This window comes from Micromonospora sp. AMSO31t (assembly GCF_008868175.1).
GTDB lineage: Bacteria > Actinomycetota > Actinomycetes > Mycobacteriales > Micromonosporaceae > Micromonospora.
Window position 1 is genome coordinate 26,386 of the sequence record NZ_WBKT01000006.1, and the last position, 20,566, is coordinate 46,951.

Sequence of the window (20,566 nt, forward strand, 5' to 3'; positions counted from 1 at the left end):
ACCTGCCCCTCCAACTCATGCCATCCCACCCATCAGCCGGGTGACGCTGGCCAGATCGGAGCGACTTGGGCTGCTCACACGCTCAGGACTGCCCCCTCTTCCCCCTGCTCAACGCAAGCTTGGGCGTCTGGCGTAACCACTACTGCGACAGTGCGGAGGGTTGGCGGACATGTGCTCGGTACCAGCTGTACAGGACAGGTCAGCTCGTGCCAATCACTCTCCTGCCGAACGGAGTCGACGCGTTCAAGCCCGTACCTGCGGCAGTACCCAGGTCCACTCAGCAGGTGAACGCACGCCGCCAGCGGACGTCAGCAACATCACGAGAGGAATTGGATGGATTACCGGCTGCGGAAAGCGCAGGTGCTACGGAGCCGAGTCCACCGGTAAGCCACCCGGATCGCTCAGGCGCGCGAGACGAGGTCAGCGATGCGTGGGTGCTTGCCGTCGCCGACGATGCCAAACGCCGCGGCGGTGAACGGCTGCACCTGTGGGTGACGAGCCAGGAGGAGCCGTGGGCTGCTCCTTTTCCCATCCCGCCGCCAGGGGAGCCTTCTCACGCCGACGGACCGGTGGGGGTCGCCGTCGCGTGGTTCGAGCCAGTCAGCGCCGCGTGGACGGAAACCCTCACCGGCTCGCGATGCGAGGCGCAGGTGGAGGCGGCGATCTTGTTGGGCCTGCCCCGCTGGCCATCGGCGACACATCCGGCGAGGGTGACCACCTGGGGTGTGGGTCTGGGCGCTACGGGTCTCGCGTTGCGTGACCCGACCGGTCATGTATTCGCCTACGGCGTCGCCGAGATACCGTCCACTTGGACGACCGCCGCAAGGGCGCTGGGCGCCGTCGCCGCCGTCTACGGAGTTGGTCCCCCGCAGCAGGCAGTGCACTCCGAGCCGCTTCCGGCCCAACGGCTCACCGAGGCGCGACGCGACGGAACCGTCGCCGCCGCATGGGTGCCACTGCTCGAGTGACAGGCCGAGGCGGCGGCGTATCCGTTCGAGCACGGCGCGGGCGTGACGTTCGTTGTAGATCAGGGGTCCTTGGGTGCACCTGTGCCCGGACGCGCCGACCGGGCGCGGGGCTGGCCCCCGCACCAGTCGGCGAACCAGACGGCCGACGCGGCCACGGGCAAACGGCCGTCCGACCGCGACCAGACCGTAGTGGGCGTGGTCAGGCCGTTGATGAAATCGCCATTCGACATGATCGCCTCCTCATCGCCAGTCGTCCATACGATATGTATGCTTGCTAATCGAGACCTGCCCCTCCAACTCATGCCATCCCACCCATTCGCCGGGTGATGCTGGCCAGATCGGAGTGACATGGGCTGCTCACACGCTCAGGCCTGCCCCCTCTTCCCCCTGCTCAACGCAAGCTTGAGCGCCTGGCGCAACCACTACTGCGACAGTGCGCAGGGCTGGCGGACGTGCGCTCGGTACGAGCTGTCCCGGACGGGCCGGCCCGTACCCATCACGCTCCTGCCGAATGGAGCCGACGCGATATATCTGGGGCGCGTACCCGCCGGTGTGGGGTCGGACACGGCGCGCCAGACACCCCCGTCGCGGCTCGATCCGGGGTCCTCGCAGCGGTTCGAGCCCGTGCCGGCCGGGGAGCTCAATCCGATACCGGCACCCGCTCAAGGGGTCAACCCCGGCTCGTCCGCAGCGGGTCCGTACAGAACCCCATCCGCTCGACCGGCGCCTCGGCGGGTCCCGTGGTGGACCCGACTCGTAGATTGGATTGCAGGTCCCGCATGACTGAATACTGGCCCTGGTGGGCGGGGGCTGCCGGGCTCGCTCTCATCACCATCAACTACGCCGTCACGACCGATCGATCCTTCGGAGTGTCCGGTGCGTGGGACCGCGTGCTGCACTGGCGCGCCGAACGCCGGGTCGAACGGGTGAACGAGCAGTTCGCTGACGAACGTGTCCTCGTCGAGGCTCTCGCCGCGGCGGCCGCCGACCAGTTCGGAGCCGGTTCGGCGGCACCTGCTGCACATCCCGCCTCGCACGGCGACGCGCGGGCACCGCGACAGGACGGACGACCACCTGCCTCGCCGAGCTCCTCACTGGCGAGCCGGCTCCCGGCACCCTTGGTCAGCCAGGTCGCCCTGCTCCTGTCAATCTTCGTCGGCGGGTGGATAGCGGCGGTTACCGCCGGCCGGTTCCGGCTCCGCCTCGACATGGGCGACGCCTTCGGCCAGATCGTGACCGATAAACCGATCGCAATGATTGGCGCGCTGTTCGTCGGCGGGGTGCTCGTCGGCTTCGGTACCCGTCTCGCCGGAGGGTGCAGCAGCGGTCACGGGCTCAATGGCTGCGGCCGGCTACAGCCGGTCAGCATCGTCGCGACCGCCGTCTTCTTCGGCACCGGCGTCCTCGTGTCGTTCCTGCTGTGGAAGGTGATCTGATGCGTACCCGGGGCGGGATAGTCCTCGCTAACATCATCGCTGGGCTGGCGCTCGGCTTTACCGTCGCGAACATCGGGTTCGGTGACTACGCCGAACTGAACCGTATGTTCACCTTCCAGGATCTGCGCATGTTCCTGGCCTTCGCCGGCGGCGTAGCGATCATCGTCGTGGTATTCGCCGTATTGCGCGTCCGCCGCACCCCAGGTCGAATCCACGCCGGCGTAATCCCCGGCGCAATCTTGTTCGGCGCGGGCTGGGCGATCTCGGGTGGCTGCCCGGCGATCCCCATCGTCCAAGTCGCCAGCGGGTACCTCCCCGCCTTGGTCACGATCGCCGGCATAGTCGTCGGCATCCGGCTCTGCCGCTGGGCCAACACGAGGTACTTCCACCTCGACAGCGGATCCTGCGAGCGGTAGCCGAACCGAGCGACTCGGACGGCACGTCTCCGCAATGGTGACTTCCGATTTACCCGACTTCGCCCACGGTCTGCTGATTTGGGGGTCTGCGAATGCCCGGGTGGTTCGGGCGTCCACTTACCGGCCGTGAGGTCCCGATCCACCAGCAGCTGCACCCGTCGGAAACGATCCGCTCGTGGCGCAGCCTGATCCGGCCCGGCGAGACCTGTGGGGTCACCCGTTAGCCTCGGCCGCGGATCATCGACATCAGCAGCCCGTGGGTCTCGGCGTCGCCGGCCGCCACAAGCCCGCGACCTGCCGGCCCGATCGGGGCGCCGTCGATCCCGGTGACCACGCAGCCGGCGGCCCGGCACACAGCGATGCCGGCGGCGAAGTGCACACTCCCGGACAGGTCACCGCCGTCGGTGACGTACGCGGCGCGCTTGCCGGCCGCGACCCAGGCCAACGCCAGCGTCGTGGACACGACCCGCGGCCGGAACCACTCGACGAACCCGGGGTGCGCCAGCAGGTCGACGGCCCGGAATCCGGGCGCGCTCGGAAACGGCGGGTCCAGGTTGACGTCCACCAGATGGTTGGCGGAAGTGGGCGTCAACCGCGCGTCGGCACCGTCGTGCCGCACCCACGCGGTCTCACCGTCGGTGAAGTAGACCTCGCCGCTGAACGGGTCGGCCACCGCCGCTGCCCCGTTGCGCAGCGCCACGTTGACGGCCACCAGCATGTTGCCGACGGCGTAGTTCAGCGTGCCGCACAGGGGATCCACCAACCACTGGCGCGCAGCGTCGGGCGCGCCCCGCTGCCCGCCTTCCTCGCCGAGCACCGCATCATCGGGCCGAGCGGCACGGATGACGCCGAGGATCGTCTGCTCGGCCTCCACATCGGCGGTGGTGGCGAAGTCCCCGGCGCCCTTGTCGATGCGGCCGAGCCGTTGGCCGTACATGTCGCGTACCACGTCAGCGCCGGCACGGGCCGCGGCCATCGCGACCCCGGCATCGTCAAGGCCCGCATACGAGCTGATCATGGCAGGCACAGTATCGGGGCGAAGCTGACTCCCGTCGGTCAGGGCCGCGCCGCTCCCGCCGCCGCAGGGCTCATGGCCGTGCGCGACGCACTAGACGTGCGTGATCACGTTCTTGCCGTACGCGGTGAGGGTCTTCTCCTTGTCGTCATGCATGAGGTAGAGAGCGAAGTTGTGGACCCCGATCTCCCTGAGCTCCTGTAGCCGGTCGACATGGGCCGACTCGGGGCCGAGCAGGCAGAATCGGTCGACGATGGCGTCGGGGACGAAGTCGGTGGACGGATTGTCGGCGCGGCCGTGGTGTGCGTAGTCGTAGCCCTCGCGGCCGATGATGTAGTCGGTCAGCGCCTTCGGCACCACGCCGGAGTCGCCGTAGCGGGCGACCAGGTCGGCCACGTGGTTGCCGACCATGCCGCCGAACCAGCGCAGCTGATCCCTCTGGTGTACGAGGTTCGTACCCACGTAGGCGGGGGCGGCCACGCACATCGTGATCGCGTCCGGATCCCGGCCGGCGGCGCTGGCCGCGTCCCGTACCGCGCCGATCGTCCAACGGGCGATGTCCGGGTCGGCGGTCTGCAGGATGAAGCCGTCGGCCTGCTCGCCGACCAGCCGCAGCGCCTTCGGGCCGTAGGCGGCCATCCAGATCTCCAGCTTGCCGTCCCGCACCCACGGGATGCGCACCGGCGTGCCGTGGTGTTCGACGTCGCGTCCCTCGGCCAGTTCCTTGATCACGCGCATGGCGCTTCTGAGGGTGGCCAGGCTCGCCGGCGGTTGGCCGATGACTCGGCGGGCCGAGTCGCCGCGGCCGATCCCGCAGACGGTTCGGTTGCCGAACATGTCATTGAGGGTGGCGAAGAGGGATGCGGTGACCGACCAGTCGCGGGTGCTCGGGTTGGTCACCATCGGTCCGACGATCAGGTGCTTGGTCGCGGCGAGGACCTGCGAGTAGATGACGAACGGCTCCTGCCACAGCACGCAGGAGTCGAACGTCCACCCGTAGCGGAATCCGTTGTCCTCGGCGGCGGCGAGGCCCGCCACGACGTCGCGGGCGGGCGGGTCGGTCTGCAGTACGACACCGAAGTCCACGGTCAACTCCTCGTCACACCAGGTACTGGCTGAGGTCGCGCTTCAGGAACGTGCCGTGCCCGGCGGCGCCGTGGAAGGCGTTGGCGTCGACGACGATCCGGCCGCGGGACAACACGGTGGAGACCTTGCCGGTCAGCCGCATGCCCTCGTACGCGGAATAGTCCACGTTCATGTGGTGGCTGCCGGCGGAGATGGTCTGCTCGGCCGTCGGGTCGTACACCGTGATGTCCGCGTCCGCGCCCGGGGCGATGACGCCCTTGCGGGGGTAGAGGCCGAACATCCGGGCGGGCGTGGTCGAGCTGATCTCGACCCAGCGCGGCAGGGTGATCTCGCCCTTCACGACGCCCTGGTAGAGCAGGTCCATCCGGTGCTCGACGCCCGGCATCCCGTTGGGGATCTTCGAGAAGTCTCCCCGGCCCAGCTCCTTCTGGTCCTTGAAGCAGAAGGGGCAGTGGTCGGTGGACACCAGCGACAGGTCGTTGGTGCGCAGGCCCCGCCACAGTTCCGCCTGGTGCTCCTTGGGCCGCAGCGGGGGAGAGGCGACGTACTTCGCGCCCTCGAAGTCAGGCCTGGCCAGGTCGTCCAGCGACAGGAACAGGTATTGCGGGCAGGTCTCGGCGAACACGTTCTGCCCGGTGTCGCGGGCCTGGGTGACCGCGTCGAGGGCGTGCGCGGCGGACAGGTGCACGATGTACAGCGGTGCGCCGGTGACCTTCGCCAGGGTGATCGCCCGGGAGGTTGCCTCGCCTTCCAGCTCGGGCGGCCGGGTCAGTCCGTGCTGTACCGGGTCGGTCCGCCCACTCGCCAGTGCCTGCGCGACGAGCTGGTCGATGGCGATGCCGTTCTCCGCATGCATCATGATCATCGATCCGGTGTCCCGGGCCTTCTGCATCGCCCGCAGGATGTCCCCGTCGGTGGCGTAGAAGACACCCGGGTAGGCCATGAACATCTTGAAGGTGTTCACGCCCGCGTCGATGCAGGCCTCCATCTCTTTGAGCGACGTGTCGTTGACGTCCGAGACGATCATGTGGAACCCGTAGTCGATCGCGCAGTTGCCGTCGGCCTTGCTGTGCCACTTGTCCAGCGCGGACAGCAGCGACGTTCCCTTGCCCTGCACGGCGAAGTCGATGATCGTGGTCGTGCCGCCCCAGGCCGCGGCGGTCGTCCCGCTTTCGAAGGTGTCGGCCGAGAAGGTGCCCCCGAACGGCATCTCCATGTGGGTGTGGCCGTCGATGCCGCCGGGCACCACGTACTTCCCGGCGGCGTCGATCACTCGTTCGGCGCCGGACGCCCACTGCTGGGCCAGACCCGAGTCCGGCGCGGCGAGCGCGGCGATCCGCTCGCCCTCCACCAGCACGTCCGCCGGGTACTCCCCGGTGGCGTTGACGACTGTTCCGTTGCGGATGACGATGCTCACGGCGTCACCAGCGATTCGTAGGTCTCCGGCCGGCGGTCGCGGTAGAACGCCCACAGGTCGCGCACCTCGGCCAGCCGGTCCATGTCGAGATCGCGGATGACGACCTCTTCTTCGGTGTCCGACGCGGCGTCGCCGACCAGTTGCCCCCGCGGGTCCACGAAGTAGGACTGGCCGTAGAAGTCATTGTCGCCCAACGGTTCCACGCCGACGCGGTTGATCGTGCCGACGTAGTACTCGTTGGCGACCGCGGCGGCCGGCTGCTCGAGGCGCCAGAGGTACTCGGACAGGCCGCGGCTCGTGGCGGAGGGGTTGAAGACGATCTTCGCGCCGGCCAGCCCCAGCGCCCGCCAGCCTTCGGGGAAGTGCCGTTCGTAGCAGATGTAGACGCCGATGCGGCCCACCGCGGTGTCGAACACAGGATAGCCGAGGTTTCCCGGCCGGAAGTAGAACTTCTCCCAGAACCCCTTCACCTGCGGGATGTGGTTCTTGCGGTGCTTGCCGAGATAGGTGCCGTCGGCGTCGATCACCGCCGCCGTGTTGTAGTAGACGCCTGGTTGTTCCTGCTCGTACATCGGCACGATCAGCACCACGCCGTGCTGCTCGGCCAGCTCACGCATGAGCGCGGTCGTCGGCCCGTCGGGGATCGCCTCGGTGTACGAGTAGTAGTCGGCGTCCTGCACCTGGCAGAAGTACGGGCCATAGAACAACTCCTGCAGGCAGACGACCTGTGCGCCCTGCGACGCGGCGCTGCGGATCGCCTCCACCGCGTTCGCGATCATCGACTCCTTGTCGCCGGTCCACTTCTGCTGCACCAGCCCGGCTCGGATGATGGTGCTCATCGGTTCTCCTCCTTGACGTGGGCGGTGCGCGGCATCGACAACGCCAGGTAGACGAGGAACCCGGCGATCAGACCGACCACCCAGCTGTAGTCGTAGAGCGGCTTGAGGAACGGGATGAGCCCGTCCTCGGGGAACGGCCCCTTGCCCGGTGCGGAGTAGGCGCCACCCACCGCGAGGACCGCGCCGACGACGGTGGCGACGATGGCCGCCCAGTTCCAGCCGCCGGAGAACCAGTAGCGGCCCTCGGGACGGTAGAGGGCGGGCAACTGGAGGCGCGTGCGGCTGCGGACCCAGTATCCGGCGATGAGCACCCCGGCGACGGCGCCGAGCAGGCCGCCGTAGAACCCGAGCCACACGAAGATGTAGATGTTGGGGTCCTGCACCAGCCGCCACGGCTGGATCAGGATGCCGAGCACGCCGGTGATCAGGCCCCCGGTTCGGAAGTTGACCAGTCTGGGTGCGGCGTTGGAGAAGTCGTACGCCGGGCTGACCGTGTTTGCCGCGACGTTCACCGACAGCGTCGCGACCACGACCGTGAACAGGCCCAGCGCGACGACCAGCGGGTTCTCGAACTTGGCGGCGAGCTGGATGGGATCCCAGATCGCCTCGCCGTAGATCACCGCCGTGCCCGAGGTGATCATGATCGACAGGATGGCGAAGAACGACATCGTGGTGGGCAGGCCGAGGACCTGGCCATACGCCTGCTGCCGCTGGCTGCCGCCGAACCGGGTGAAGTCGGGGATGTTCAGCGAGAGGGTCGCCCAGAAGGCGATCATCCCCATCAGGGATGGTGCGAACAGCTTCCAGAAGTCGGCGCCCCAGCCCAGCTTCGACGGCTCGGACAGGATCGGGCCGAGCCCGCCCGCCTCGACCATGACCCAGATCAGCAGGGCGACGGCGACCACGATGACGAACGGTGCGGCCCAGTTCTCGAAGCGTCGCAGGGTGTCCATGCCCCGCCAGATGATCGCCATCTCGATCGCCCAGAAGACGAGGAACGAGGCCCACAGCGTCCACGGGTAGTCCATGACCGTCGCTGCGTCGACCCACCAGGAGCCGAGCAGCTTGCCGGCGATCGCGTAGATCGCCTCGCCGCCGATCCAGGTCTGGATGCCGAACCAGCCGCACGCGATGAACGCGCGGAGCAGGGCCGGGAAGTTCGCGCCGCGGACTCCGTAGAACGCGCGGGCGAACACCGGGAAGGGAATCCCGTACTTGGTGCCCGCGTGGCTGTTCAACAGCATCGGGATCAGGACGAGCAGGTTGCCCAGCGTGATCGTGAGGAACGCCTGCACCCAGTTCATGCCGAGCTGGATGAGCCCGGCGGCGAGCAGGTAGGTGGGGATGTTGTGCGCCATGCCGATCCACAGCGCCGCGAAGTTGTACGTGGTCCAGGTGCGCTTCTCGATCGGTACCGGGGCGAGCTCCTTGTTGAAGAAGCGGCTGTCGGCAATCGTGGAGAAGTCGCGCAACTCGACTCGGCCGTCCGGATGGGTGATCTGCGTGCCGGGTTCGACCGCGGTGGTTTCGGCCGGGGGCAGGGGTTCGACGGTCATCGGTCACCTCCTGTTACGGTGCCGCAACACTGGCCGACCAACCCGGCTCACGCGCTCCTGGTGGGCGGTTCAGCGCGATCTTTATGGGGGAATGGTGGGTGTCGCGAGCCCGCCCCGGGCAGCGGCAAAGTGTCCACGCTTGCCTTGATCGGGGCACACTCTGTCCACGGCATGCCCGCACCCACCTGTCAATCAGTACGGTGGGTGGATTAGCGCTGCGAGGGCTCCTACGCGTCGAGCTCGTGCACCAGGAGCGCGACGTACAGCGACAGCACCGACTCCGGGTCCTCCAGCGACACCCCGAGCACCTGCGCGATCCGCGACAGCTGCTGGTAGTAGGCCGTACGCGACAGGTGCGCCGCAGCGGCCGCCGCCGACTTGTTCCCGCCCTGCTCGCAGTAACAGCGCAGCAGCTCCACCAGCCTGCTGCGCTGGTGGGCGTCCCGCGCCAGCAGCGGGCCCAACTCCCGGTCTGCGAACGCCTGGACCCGCTCGTCCTCCCGCAACAGGTGCAACAGGCCGCGCAGGCGCACGTTGTCCAGCTTGTGGTAGAGCTGGGCACCGGGGGTGCGGAGGGCCGCCCCCGCGACGTGGGCGGCCTCGCCGAGGCTGCGGCGCACCTCGGCGGCGTGTGACACGGTGGTGCCGACCGCCACCAGCACCGGGCCGGCTGTCGAGCGGTGTACCTCCTCGGCCAGTCGACGGAGGACCGCGTCGACCCTGGCGTGGGCGGGCAGCGACAACAGCGCCCGTACGCTCGTGTCGTCCACGACGCCCACCAGGGCGGGCACCGACACCCGCCGTGCGGCCGACGCGGTCACCTCGGCGAGGTCGCGCAGCACCTCCTGAGTGGCCAGCGCCGGCGCGCGTGGTGTCATGTGCCCGGGTCGGATCGCCACCCCGACGAGCTGCCGCCGTTCGAGGGTGACCCCCAGCGCGGCCGCCCGGGCGGCCAGATCCGGCGGCGGTACCGCCTGGCCGAGCAGTTGCGCGAGCAACATCCGATGCGTCTGCCGTTCCAGGCTCTCCCGATCACGTGCCACGAGCCGATGCACCGCCAGCGCCGACGCGGCCCGCTCCGCGACCACCATGTGCCGGTGCGGCGGAGGGTCCGGCGAGAGCAACACGAGGCGTCCCCAGTCGGCGCCCTGCGCGCCGACCACCGTGACCAACCAGCCGGCCTCCTCGTCGTAGGCCGTTCGCTCGGGCACGGCCACGGACCGGGACCGCTGACTCCAGTCCGCGAGCAGCTCGGTGGGATCCTGCCCGGCCGCGTCGTACGCGAGCACCTCGTGCCCCAGCGTCTCCAGCACGACGGGCAGCCCGGAGATCCGGGCCACCTCGCGCAGCACCTCGGCCGGCTCGGCCCCGGCCACCGTGAGCGAGGTGAACGTCTCGTGCACCTGCTCGGCGGCCCGCAGCTCGGCGAGCTGGGCGTCGACGATCAGCGCCACCACCGCCTCGGTGACGGACACGAACCGCGTCTCTTCCGCGAGCGTGATCAGGGGAAGTCGGTGCCGGTCGGCTGCAGTCACGAGCGCCTCGGGTACGTGATCGTTCCACCGGCGGACCAACTCGATGACCAGTCCGGCCGCGTGGACCGCGGCCAGGTCGTCCACGTAGCCCGTGAGCGCCGCCGGCTCCTCGGGCAGCGCGATGCCGGTGGTCAGTACCAGTTCCCCACCGCGGAGCAGGTGGGCGATGTCGGCGACCTCCGCCACGTGGACCCAGCGGACCCGGCCCTGCATCCCGGCCGACCCGGCCACCACCTGTGGCCTCGCGCGTCGGATCACCGGCAGCGCGACGGCTTCTGCGACGGACGGATACATCGCGACCTCCCTACTACCGGGATTGCACACAACGTAATGGCAGCGGCCGCAGAGCGGTACAGGTTGCACATAGCGGTTGGACAACGAATGCCGCCACACTCGGCCTACCGGCGGAGATACGGAGGACGCGATGGCGCACCGCGAGCTGCTGACCAGACACCGGTCCGTGATGCCGAAGTGGCTGGCGCTGTACTACGAACAGCCGATCGAGTTCGCCAGCGCGTCCGGTCGCCGGGTGACCGACCGGGAGGGTCGCACCTACCTCGACTTCTTCGCCGGCATCCTCACCAACGCGATCGGCTACGACGTGGCCGAGATCAGCGACGCGGTCCGGTCGCAGATCGACACCGGCGTGCTGCACTCCTCCACGCTCTACCTGATCCAGTCGCAGGTCGAGCTCGCGGAGAAGATCGCGGAGCTCTCCGGGATCCCGGACGCCAAGGTGTTCTTCACCAACTCGGGCACCGAGGCGAACGAGACCGCGCTGATGCTCGCCACCCAGCACCGGCGCAGCGAGCAGGTGCTCGCCCTGCGCAACTCCTACCACGGCCGCGCGTTCGCCACCGTCGGCATCACCGGCATCCGCGGCTGGTCGGCCAGCGCGCTCAGCCCCGTGAAGGTGAGCTGGGTGCACGGCGGCTACCGCTACCGCAGCCCCTTCCGGGACCTGTCCGACGCGGACTACGTCCGCGCCTGCGTCGCCGACCTGCGCGAGATCATCGAGACGACGACCGCGGGCGACGTCGCGTGCATGATGGTCGAACCGATCCAGGGCGTCGGCGGCTTCGCGACCCCACCCGACGGGCTGTTCGGCGAGTTCAAGAAGGTGCTCGACGAGTACGGGATCCTCCTCGTCTCCGACGAGGTGCAGACCGGCTGGGGCCGCACCGGCGAGCACTTCTGGGGCATCCAGGCGCACGGCGTCGTACCCGACGCGATCACCTTCGCCAAAGGGCTGGGCAACGGCCTGGCGATCGGCGGAGTCATCGCCCGGGCGGACCTCATGGACTGCCTCGGTGCCAACTCGATCTCCACCTTCGGCGGCAACCCGCTCGCCACCGCCGGCGCTCTGGCCTCGCTCAACTATCTCCTGGAACACGACCTCCAAGCCAACGCCGCAGACCTCGGTGCCCGGCTGCTCGACGGCCTCCGTGCGGTCGCGCAGGCGCATCCCGTGGTCGGCGACGTCCGCGGCAAGGGCCTGATGATCGCGCTGGAACTCGTCGGAACCGACGGTGCGCCCCACCCGGCGGCCGCCGCCGCGCTGCTGGAGGAATCCCGGGAACGGGGACTGCTCGTCGGCAAGGGCGGCCTGTACGGAAACGTCATCCGCCTGGCACCACCGATGACCCTGACCCGGGCCGAGGCGGACGAGGCGCTGGAGATCCTCACCCAGTCGATCGAGGCCGTGGCCAAGGAGGTGCAGCAGCGATGAGGACCACCCATTGGATCGGCGGCAAGCCGTGGAACGGCGTCGCCGAACGCGCCGGCGACATCTACGACCCCGCCACCGGACAGATCGCAGGACAGGTCGACTTCGCGACCGCCGCCGTCGTCGACCAGGCCGTCGCCGTCGCCGGCGAGGCCTTCACCCGCTGGCGTACGGCTTCCCTCGCCCAGCGGTCGAACGTGATGTTCGCCTTCCGGGAACTGCTGAACGCCCGCCGGCCCGAACTGGCCAAGATCATCACGGATGAGCACGGCAAGGTGCTGTCCGACGCCACGGGGGAGATCCAACGCGGGCTGGAGAACGTGGAGTTCGCCTGCGGCATCCCGCAGATGCTCAAGGGCGGGTTCAGCGAAAACGCGTCCACCCAGGTCGACGTGTACTCCATCCGGCAGCCGCTCGGCGTGGTCGGCGTGATCACCCCCTTCAACTTCCCCGCCATGGTGCCGCTGTGGTTCGCGCCGAACGCGATCGCGTGCGGCAACAGCGTGGTCCTCAAGCCGAGCGAGAAGGACCCGTCCGCGGCGAACTTCCTCGCCGAACTGTTCGCCGAGGCCGGGCTACCGGACGGAGTATTCAACGTCGTGCACGGCGACAAGGAGGCAGTCGACCGCATTCTCGAACACCCGGCGGTGAAGGCGATCTCCTTCGTCGGCTCCACCCCGATCGCCCGCTACGTTTACGAGACCGGCACCCGCAACGGCAAGCGTGTGCAGGCGCTCGGCGGCGCGAAGAACCACATGGTCGTACTGCCCGACGCCGACCTCGACCTCGCAGCCGACGCCGCTGTCTCGGCCGGCTTCGGCTCGGCCGGCGAACGCTGCATGGCCATCTCCGTCGTCGTGGCCGTCGACCCGGTCGGCGACGCGCTGGTCGGCAAGATCAGCGAGCGGATCGCCGCGCTCCAGGTCGGCGACGGGCGCCGGCCGGGCTGCGAGATGGGACCGCTGGTCACCGGAGCCCACCGCGACCGGGTGGTGTCGTACCTGGACGCTGGACGTGCCGCGGGCGCAGAGTTGGTGGTCGACGGGCGAAGCCACCCGATCGACGGTGAGCGAGCCGGCTTCTGGCTCGGGCCGACGCTCTTCGATCACGTCGACACCGACATGTCCATCTACACCGACGAAATCTTCGGACCGGTGCTCTCGGTGCTGCGCGTGCCCAGCTACGACGACGCCGTCGAGGTGGTCAACACCAACCGCTACGGCAACGGCACCGCCATCTTCACCAACGACGGCGGCGCAGCCCGGCGCTACCAGAACGAGATCGAAATCGGCATGGTCGGTGTGAACGTCCCGATTCCGGTCCCGGTTTCGTACTACTCCTTCGGCGGGTGGAAGGACTCCCTGTTCGGTGACGCGCACGCGTATGGGCCGGAAGGAGTGAATTTCTTCGTCAGATCCAAGGTGGTCACCAGCCGGTGGCTCGACCCCTCCAACGGAGGAGTGAACCTCGGCTTCCCGCAGAACAGCTGAGCACCAGAGCCTGAGCCGCGCGGCACAGATGGCAGGCGGCGCCTCGGTCACGGGGGTGGCAATGGCGTTGGATTCCGCCCGGCTCACCGCCGCGGTGCGTTCGGCGCGGGAGCAGGCCGACCTGGTCATCGTCTTCATGCGCTGGGCGTCGAGGGCAACTCGTGCCCGAGCGGGGAGATGAAGACGTGAGCCCTCCGGCGTGGCCTCTTCTGCCCCCTGCAGGAAATTCTTGATTCTGCCTCGTCCGCAGGTGGCTCTGTAGATCCCGGCGGCTCGCCTCGCTGTCAAAGTCCTCTGGGGCCGACGGCGGCGCGGCCGATAGGCTGTGCGGATGCAGGAGGCGGTGTCCTGGAGCGACCTCGATGGCTGACGCGGACGATGTCCGTCACCTCGCGCTGGCGCTGCCTCACGTGGTCGAGATCAACAGTGACGGCTTCGACTTCCGGGTCGCCGGCAAAGGGTTCGTCTGGTCCTACCCGGAGCGCAGACCCGGTACGGCACGCCGCATCCGGACCGATATCGCGGTGCTGTACGTGGGCGACGAAGCGGAGAAGCAGGCGTTACTCCTCGGCGAGCCCGAGGTCTTCTTCACCACGCCCGCGTATGACGGCCTGCCCCTGGTCATGCTTCACCTGGCGCAGGTGAGCGTCGATCGGCTGAAGGAGCTCGTCGTCGACGCGTGGCGCATGCGTGCCCCAGACTCGCTCGTCGGTGACCTCGATGACGGCGGTGGTGCTCCGTCACCTTGAGCCCGGCCGGGCCGCGTTGGGCCCGGTACCGCGCTGCCGCATCGCCTGCTGACCAGGTCGCGGGCCTCGCCGGATCAGTGGGAACCGGCGACGTCAGAGACGTGGCGGCCCGCGGATCGTGCACCCGGGTGCCAGCCATGCGAGACCGAACTGGATGTGCTCACGAGCGCGCGACACGCTCGCCGGGGATCCGGCAGGGCTCAGAGCCAGGGTGGTGGGCCCTCGAAGGTGAGGGTGTGAACGTCGAACAGGACCGCCGCCTCCACGCCCAGCGCCGGGCCGCCCTGACGGGCCGCCCAGGTCAGGAACGGCCCGGGTTCAGGTCCGGCCACACCCAGGCCCTGGGTGTATTCCGCGTGCGCGGCCAGCGAGGCGATGCCGCGCCGCAACGGTTCACCGGTGACATCCACGCCGTGTGTGGGGCGTTCGGCGCCGCCGAAGCAGACGTAGCGCACGCCGCCCCAGGGCGGCAGCCCCTCGTCCACCAGTTCCGGGAAGATCCACCGGTTGCCCGCGTCGCGGGCGGCGTCCAGCGTCGCCAGTCCCACTGCCCGGTGGTCGGCCTGGTTGGTCATACCGCCCACCATGCGGACAGTGAATGCGCCCGAGACGATCACGTCGGGCCGGTGGCGGCGGATCGCCCGCACGATGTCGCGGCGCAGGTCCGGACCGTACTCGACGACACCGTCGCGGTGGTCGAGGAACTCCACGACGTGTACGCCGACCTCGCGGGCCCCCGCGCGCTCCTCCTCCTCGCGTAACGGCCCGGCCTGGTCCGGGTGCATCGCGTCGATCCCCGCCTCGCCCCGGGTGGCCAACAGGTAGGTGACCTGCTTGCCCTGAGCGGTCCAGCGGGCGATCGCCGACGCCGCACCGTACTCGAGGTCGTCGGGGTGTGCGGCCACCGCGAGACAGCGGTCCCAGTCCTCCGGCAGTGCCGGCAGAAGCTCGTCCACGCTCCAGACCGTAGCCGCCTCTTCGTCCGTCCGGCACCGCCGTGTCGGCAACACTGGCATCCGCCGGGCCGGCGATACTGACCGGGTGGACCCCAGTCGGCTCCACCCGCAGGCGCGGGCGGCGATGCGAGTCCAGCAGCGTGTCCCGCTCATCCGGGCCAACCTGCCGGCGGCACGGCTCAGCATGGTCCAGGCGACTCCCGCCGAGGTGGGCAGCGGCCCGCCGATCCGGTCCGTGGTGACCGTCGACGCCGGCGGCGTGCCCGCCCGCCTCTACCGCGACGGAGCTGACGACGCGAAGCCGGTGGTCCTCTACGCGCACGGCGGTGGCTGGGTGATGGGCAGCGTGGACACCCACGACGGGCTGTGCCGGCACCTGGCGGCCACGTCCGGCTGGGCCGTTCTCTCCGTGGACTACCGGCTCGCCCCCGAGCATCCGTACCCGGCTCCGGTGGACGACATGGTGCGCGCGCTCGCCTGGCTGCGCGGGCCCGAGGCGCCTCGGCACGGCCTCGATCCGGACCGGACAGCGGTGGCCGGTGACTCCTCGGGAGGGCACCTGGCGGCGGTGACCGCCCGCCGTGCCCGGGACGCCGGGATCCGGCTTGCGGGACAGATCCTCGTCTGCCCGGTCATCGACCCCGCTGCCGACTATCCGGCGCTGGACGAGTACGGCCTGGACCGGGAGGAGATGGGGTTCTTCTGGGACGCGTTCGCCCCGCCCGGCGTGGACCGTACGCAGCCGGATCTGGACCTGCTGCGGGCCGACCTCACTGGCCTGCCGCCCGCCGTGGTCGTCACCGCCGAGCTCGACCTGTTGTCTGCCGAGGGGGAACGGTACGCCGCCGCGCTGCTGGCGGCGGGCGTTCCCGTCACCGCGGCCCGGTACCAGGGGCTCATCCACAACTTCCCTCGGAAGCTGGCCCAGTTCGACGCCGCCCACGTCGTCCTGGCTCAGATGTCCGCTGTGCTGCACCGTTGGTCAGAGGCGGCGCCGACCGGGTGATCAGCGATGGGTCACAGCACCGCCAGCCGGTCCTGGGGCTCGATGTCGCAGGCGGAGGCCGTCGCGTTGGTCGACGGCGTACGACGTCAGGTGATGGCCAGCAGCACGGCTTGGCCGTTCGTGGCTGCGGCGTCCAGGTCCAGCTCTGGCTCGGGCATCTCGGCCTCGTCGTCGTTGAGGTCGCCGTAGAGCAGCGCGTCGACCGCTGTCGGGTCGGCGCGCACGATCGCCAGTTCCTCGGCCGACAACCGGCGTCCGATCAACACCATGCCCACGCAGCGGTCCTCTTCCCATCGGCGGTGTCTGTCCCGCGCTCCTCAGCTTTCGTGACGCGGACCGTACCGGAACCGGCTCTTTGCCGGGGTTCGGGTGTCCCGTTGAACGTCGTATGAGTTTGCAGGACGTGGAGCGGGCCGGCCGGGACTGGCGGGTGCCCGTCCCGGCCGGCTGTCGACTCAGCTCACCTGCTCAGGAGTGGTTGCCAGCCGTCGCGGTAGCGCAGGCCGCGAGGTTGCAGTCGGATCTGGTCGTGCACCGTTCCGGAGACCGGCTCGGTTCGTATCGTCTGGGGCCGGTCCACCACGACGCAGACGTCCTCGCCGGGCCACCACCAGCCGCAGGAGCGGGCCAGGCCGGCCCAGGCGTTGAGGTGTTCGGCCTCGTCCGGCCCGTACCGGGCAAGGCCGACTCGATGCAGCACGTCGTAGTAGGCGATCCATGACGCGTCCTGCTGCCCGTACCAGCACACGGGTACCGGACCGTCGCCCGCGAGCGCCGCACGCACGGGTAGGTAGTACCCGTGCGCGAGGCTCCGGTGCAGTGCCGTGCGTACGCCTTGGTGCAGCACGACAGCGAGCGGAACGTCGCTGTCGAGCGCCTGCAGCGGCGCCAGTTCGGGCCATGGTTCCTTGGTCTTGCTCGTACGCACGGGTGACAGTTCGGGATCGGTGTGCGTGACGCCCGCGCTCAGCGCCCCGCGTAGCTGGGAGATGATCATGGCGAGATCGCTTGCCAGCGGTGGTGTCCCGCGCGGCCGAGGGTCCCGGATGCGCTCGTAGAGCTGATCGAGGGTAGGCCAGCCGGTGATCAGGGGGCGCGCCTTGTCCGGCGAGTCGACCCATTCGAACCGGGGTCGCGGCCGTGCTGCCCTGGCGTAGATGGCGGTCAGGCAGCGCTCGGCGGTCGACTTGTCAGCCGGCTGTGTGGACAGGGCATGGCCGAGCCATTCCCGGCGGATCCGGATGGTCTGCTGCCACAGGTCGTGAGGGTCGCCGCGGCGAACGGCCTGTGGGGGTTTCGCGGCGTCGTCGCGCCGCGCGGGGGCGCTCACCGCGCCAGGGCGTCGCCGCCCTTCCGGTACGAGATCATGGAACGACTATGGCCCACGACGCGGCACCGCCGCAAGGCGGTTCCCCACCTGCAGCGCCGGCGAGCCGCGATACCTGACGAAACGCCGACGTCGCGAGACCGGGGCCCGGCCAGGTCCTGTCGCTCCTGGCCGGGCCCCGGTCGTCAGTGGTGCGTGCTGCGGGTGTTCACCACGATGGCGGTGGTGATCAGCGCGGCGCCGATGAGCCCGGTCGGGCCGAGGCGATCGCCGAGGAACAGCGTTGCCAGGAGCGTGGCGACGAGCGGTTCCAGTAGTGCGATCAGCGCTGCCCTACTGGCCGGGGTGGTACGCAGGCCCCGGAAGTACAGGGCGTACGCCACCGCGGTGGGTGCGGTGCCCAGCAGGAGCAGCAGCCCCACGGATGCCCGGGTCGGGACGAAATCCATACCGGATGTCACCGTGGCCGCCGGGGCGAGCACGGCCGCACCGATCGCGAAGCTCACGCCGGTGCCGGTGAGGTCGTGGAGACCGGCGACGGGCCGGGTTCCTATGAAGGTCATCGTGGCGAAGCCGGCTGCCGACAGCAGCGCGAATCCGGCTCCGGCGAGCACGCTCGTGGCGGCGAGGCCCCCGGACGGCGTGCCGACGAGCAGGGCGAGACCGCTGACCGCCAGCGCCACCGTGGCGAGCATCCGCGCGCTGACCCGCCGCCGTCCGATGATCCATTCGGCGGACAGCACCAAGGCAGGTGAGGCGCCGATCGTGAGGAGGGTGGCGAGGCTGACGGTGGTCAGTGACACCGCGGCGAAGAAGCAGGCCTGGAAAACGGCGGCGAGCAGCCCGTTGACGGCCATCCGGGCCCAGGCGTGACGGCCGCGTGGCAGCGGCTGCCGGGTCAGACAGAGCGAGGCGATGACGAGCGCGCCGCCGGCGGCGAGCCGGTAGGCGGCCACCGCCAGGGGTGACAGCCCCGTTTCGTGGGCGAGGAGGCTGCCGGTGGGGCCACCGGTGCCCCACAGCACGCCGGCGAGGACGAGTGACCACAGGCCGGTGGCGGAGCGCCGGGCGGCGGCCGCCGGGTGTTCGGAGACAAGCATGGAGAAACGCTCCTGCGACGAGAGGAATCGGGGTCGCGGAAGCGGGGCGTATCGGACTCAGCGCTGCATGGACCGCGCGTCCAGCCGACACAGGCTGGGCACGATGAGCACAGTCGCCCCGCTCAGGAGCGCGGCGGGGCGATGATGCCGAAGGTCCGACCCATGGCCCGATCCTAGTTGCCGCCGGTGGACGACACGAACCTGTTGTCGTGACCGCCGAGCCGAAATCGCGGTTCGCGCGGGCTGGCACAGTGGACGGAAGCCGGCAGGTTTGACATCACATAGACGTACTGTTATTTGTTAATAAGGTTTTCTGATGTCCGTGGCGGTAGCCGGAGGCGGTTCGACGCGCCGGCCACCGACCGGGGACGGCCCCTGCCCCTCGCAATCCCAGGAGAGCCGATGCTTCCCAAGCGGACAATCGTCCACCTCTCGGCGGCTCTGCTGATGTCCGCCGCGGCGCTGGGCTACGGCCTGTCGTCGGCCAGCGCCGCGACGGCCGGGCCGATCACCGGCCTCGGCGGGAAGTGCGTCGACGTGGCCGGCGCCGCCCCGGCCAACGGCACGCCGGTCCAGCTCTGGGACTGCAACGGCACCCCGGCCCAGGCTTGGACGGTCGGCAACGCCGACGGCTCCATCCGCGCCCTCGGCAAGTGCCTGGACGTCACGGCCGCGTCGAGCGCCGACGGCGCGAGGGTGCAGCTCTACGACTGCAACGGCACCGGTGCGCAGAAGTGGGCCGCCAGCAACGGCGCGCTGGTCAACACCGGCTCCGGCAAGTGCCTCGACGTCACGGGCGGGAGCACCGCCAACGGCACCCGCCTGCAGATCTGGGGCTGCGTCGGCAACGCCAACCAACGGTGGGTCCTGCCCGGCGGCGGCACCACACCGAGCCCGTCCGCCCCGGCCGGCGCCTCGCTGGACGACCCGGCGAAGAAGGACGTCGCCATGCAGATCGTCTCGGCGGCGGAGAACTCCTCGCTCGACTGGCGCGCGCAGTTCTCCTACATCGAGGACATCGGTGAGGGGCGGGGCTACACCGCCGGCATCATCGGCTTCTGCTCCGGGACCGGCGACATGCTGGAACTGGTGCAGGCCTACACGAGAACCAAGCCGGGCAACGTGTTGGCGGGGTACCTGCCGGCCCTGCGGGCCGTCAACGGCAGTGACTCCCACGCCGGCCTCGACCCGAACTTCCCTCGCGACTGGCGGGCCGCCGCCGCCGACCCGGTGTTCCGGGCCGCGCAGGAGGCCGAGCGGGACCGCGTCTACTTCAACCCGTCGGTGCGCGACGGCAAGACCGACGGAGTACGGGCGCTCGGCCAGTTCGCCTACTACGACGCGGCCGTGATGCACGGCTACGAAGGCATGCGGGCGATCCGCAGCCGCGCCCTCACCCGGGCGAAGCCGCCGGCACAGGGCGGCGACGAGCGGACCTGGCTGCACGCCTTCCTCGACGAGCGCGTCGTCGAGATGAGGAAGGAGGAGGCCCACTCGGACACCTCCCGCGTCGACACCGCCCAGCGGGTCTTCCTCAACAACGGCAACTTCGATCTGAACACGCCGCTGGCCTTCGCCGTCTACGGCGACCAGTACCGCATCGGCTAACGCCCCGCCTGCGGCCTGTCGCCGGCCACGGCTCAGAGAGGGCGCCGGACCCGGGGCGCAGGCGACACGCCCCGGCCGCGGTCCCGGCGGCCCATCGGCCGGCGCGCGTCCACCGCGCCTGGCGACGGATGACGCGCCGGCCCGGGGTGGATGCAGGCCAGAGGTGCTGCGAGATCGGGTTGGAACTCAAGCCGGCCCGGGGGAGCGGCAGCGGTCCGCAGCCCGATAGCCGATACGCCGACAGCGGCAGCGTCAGACAATGGTGGGGCGATCGCCGGTGTGGCCGGGACCGTCGGCGAAGGGGCCGCGTCACTGTTCAAGCCGAAGAAGCGGGGC

18 protein-coding genes are annotated in these 20,566 nt (G+C 69.8%); 8 read left to right on the plus strand and 10 right to left on the minus strand.

Annotated elements, in window-relative coordinates:
• Positions 1–434 precede the first annotated feature (434 nt).
• The 3 genes from F8274_RS02580 (at position 435) to F8274_RS02590 (ending at position 2,820) form a co-directional block, all read left to right on the plus strand.
• Positions 435–968, plus strand: coding sequence for a hypothetical protein (locus tag F8274_RS02580; protein WP_151460641.1), 534 nt, complete (start codon positions 435–437; stop codon positions 966–968).
• 779 nt (positions 969–1,747) lie between these two features.
• Positions 1,748–2,404 carry a YeeE/YedE family protein gene (locus F8274_RS02585; RefSeq protein WP_151460642.1) on the plus strand — a complete coding sequence of 219 codons (657 nt, stop codon included), beginning with the start codon at positions 1,748–1,750 and terminating at the stop codon, positions 2,402–2,404.
• Positions 2,404–2,820, plus strand: coding sequence for a YeeE/YedE thiosulfate transporter family protein (locus F8274_RS02590; RefSeq protein WP_151460643.1), 417 nt, complete (start codon positions 2,404–2,406; stop codon positions 2,818–2,820). Before F8274_RS02585 ends, F8274_RS02590 begins: the two co-directional genes overlap by 1 nt.
• Before the next feature lie 220 nt (positions 2,821–3,040).
• Here F8274_RS02590 and F8274_RS02595 read toward each other — a convergent pair whose 3' ends face one another.
• The 6 genes from F8274_RS02595 to F8274_RS02620 all read right to left on the minus strand — a co-directional run bounded on the left by F8274_RS02595 (position 3,041) and on the right by F8274_RS02620 (position 10,562).
• Positions 3,041–3,838 carry an inositol monophosphatase family protein gene (locus F8274_RS02595; RefSeq protein WP_151460644.1) on the minus strand — a complete coding sequence of 266 codons (798 nt, stop codon included), beginning with the start codon at positions 3,836–3,838 and terminating at the stop codon, positions 3,041–3,043.
• A 90-nt stretch (positions 3,839–3,928) separates the two neighbouring features.
• Positions 3,929–4,921: a TIGR03842 family LLM class F420-dependent oxidoreductase gene (locus tag F8274_RS02600; protein WP_151460645.1), complete on the minus strand. Its 993-nt coding sequence runs from the start codon at positions 4,919–4,921 to the stop codon at positions 3,929–3,931.
• Positions 4,922–4,934: 13 nt separating this feature from the next.
• Positions 4,935–6,338: a dihydropyrimidinase gene (gene hydA, locus F8274_RS02605; RefSeq protein WP_151460646.1), complete on the minus strand. Its 1,404-nt coding sequence runs from the start codon at positions 6,336–6,338 to the stop codon at positions 4,935–4,937.
• Positions 6,335–7,177 (minus strand): nitrilase-related carbon-nitrogen hydrolase, encoded by an 843-nt coding sequence (locus F8274_RS02610; protein WP_151460647.1) that lies wholly within the window; start codon positions 7,175–7,177, stop codon positions 6,335–6,337. The genes hydA and F8274_RS02610 overlap by 4 nt, the downstream gene beginning before the upstream one ends.
• The gene (locus tag F8274_RS02615) at positions 7,174–8,733 is read right to left on the minus strand and encodes an NCS1 family nucleobase:cation symporter-1 (RefSeq protein ID WP_151460648.1); all 1,560 of its coding nucleotides are present in this window, start codon (positions 8,731–8,733) and stop codon (positions 7,174–7,176) included. The genes F8274_RS02610 and F8274_RS02615 overlap by 4 nt, the downstream gene beginning before the upstream one ends.
• A 227-nt stretch (positions 8,734–8,960) precedes the next feature.
• Entirely contained in the window at positions 8,961–10,562 is a 1,602-nt protein-coding gene (locus tag F8274_RS02620; protein WP_151460649.1) for a PucR family transcriptional regulator ligand-binding domain-containing protein, read from the minus strand.
• A 130-nt stretch (positions 10,563–10,692) separates the two neighbouring features.
• Between F8274_RS02620 and F8274_RS02625 the strand changes: the two genes are divergently transcribed.
• The 3 genes from F8274_RS02625 to F8274_RS02635 all read left to right on the plus strand — a co-directional run bounded on the left by F8274_RS02625 (position 10,693) and on the right by F8274_RS02635 (position 14,233).
• The gene (locus F8274_RS02625) at positions 10,693–11,997 is read left to right on the plus strand and encodes an aspartate aminotransferase family protein (protein ID WP_151460650.1); all 1,305 of its coding nucleotides are present in this window, start codon (positions 10,693–10,695) and stop codon (positions 11,995–11,997) included.
• Positions 11,994–13,484 (plus strand): CoA-acylating methylmalonate-semialdehyde dehydrogenase, encoded by a 1,491-nt coding sequence (locus F8274_RS02630; RefSeq protein ID WP_151460651.1) that lies wholly within the window; start codon positions 11,994–11,996, stop codon positions 13,482–13,484. The genes F8274_RS02625 and F8274_RS02630 overlap by 4 nt, the downstream gene beginning before the upstream one ends.
• Positions 13,485–13,846: 362 nt before the next feature.
• Positions 13,847–14,233 (plus strand): MmcQ/YjbR family DNA-binding protein, encoded by a 387-nt coding sequence (locus F8274_RS02635; RefSeq protein WP_151460652.1) that lies wholly within the window; start codon positions 13,847–13,849, stop codon positions 14,231–14,233.
• Positions 14,234–14,433: 200 nt separating this feature from the next.
• Here F8274_RS02635 and F8274_RS02640 read toward each other — a convergent pair whose 3' ends face one another.
• Complete coding sequence (locus F8274_RS02640; protein ID WP_225853562.1) at positions 14,434–15,189, minus strand: PIG-L deacetylase family protein; 756 nt, start codon at positions 15,187–15,189, stop codon at positions 14,434–14,436.
• Between the two features lie 85 nt (positions 15,190–15,274).
• Here F8274_RS02640 and F8274_RS02645 point away from each other — a divergent pair, with 85 nt between their 5' ends.
• Positions 15,275–16,195: an alpha/beta hydrolase gene (locus F8274_RS02645; RefSeq protein ID WP_225853563.1), complete on the plus strand. Its 921-nt coding sequence runs from the start codon at positions 15,275–15,277 to the stop codon at positions 16,193–16,195.
• A gap of 86 nt (positions 16,196–16,281) precedes the next feature.
• Here the strand turns inward: F8274_RS02645 and F8274_RS02650 are convergent, their stop codons facing one another.
• The 3 genes from F8274_RS02650 to F8274_RS02660 form a co-directional block, all read right to left on the minus strand.
• Positions 16,282–16,470 (minus strand): hypothetical protein, encoded by a 189-nt coding sequence (locus tag F8274_RS02650; RefSeq protein ID WP_151460654.1) that lies wholly within the window; start codon positions 16,468–16,470, stop codon positions 16,282–16,284.
• Positions 16,471–16,655: 185 nt separating this feature from the next.
• Positions 16,656–17,525 (minus strand): DUF6745 domain-containing protein, encoded by an 870-nt coding sequence (locus tag F8274_RS02655; RefSeq protein WP_151460655.1) that lies wholly within the window; start codon positions 17,523–17,525, stop codon positions 16,656–16,658.
• Positions 17,526–17,707: 182 nt separating this feature from the next.
• On the minus strand, positions 17,708–18,622 hold the full coding sequence (locus tag F8274_RS02660; RefSeq protein ID WP_151460656.1) for a DMT family transporter: 915 nt from the start codon (positions 18,620–18,622) through the stop codon (positions 17,708–17,710).
• A gap of 402 nt (positions 18,623–19,024) precedes the next feature.
• On the opposite strand from F8274_RS02660, the gene F8274_RS02665 reads away from it, so the two are divergent.
• Positions 19,025–20,230 (plus strand): chitosanase, encoded by a 1,206-nt coding sequence (locus F8274_RS02665; protein ID WP_192579674.1) that lies wholly within the window; start codon positions 19,025–19,027, stop codon positions 20,228–20,230.
• Positions 20,231–20,566 lie beyond the last annotated feature (336 nt).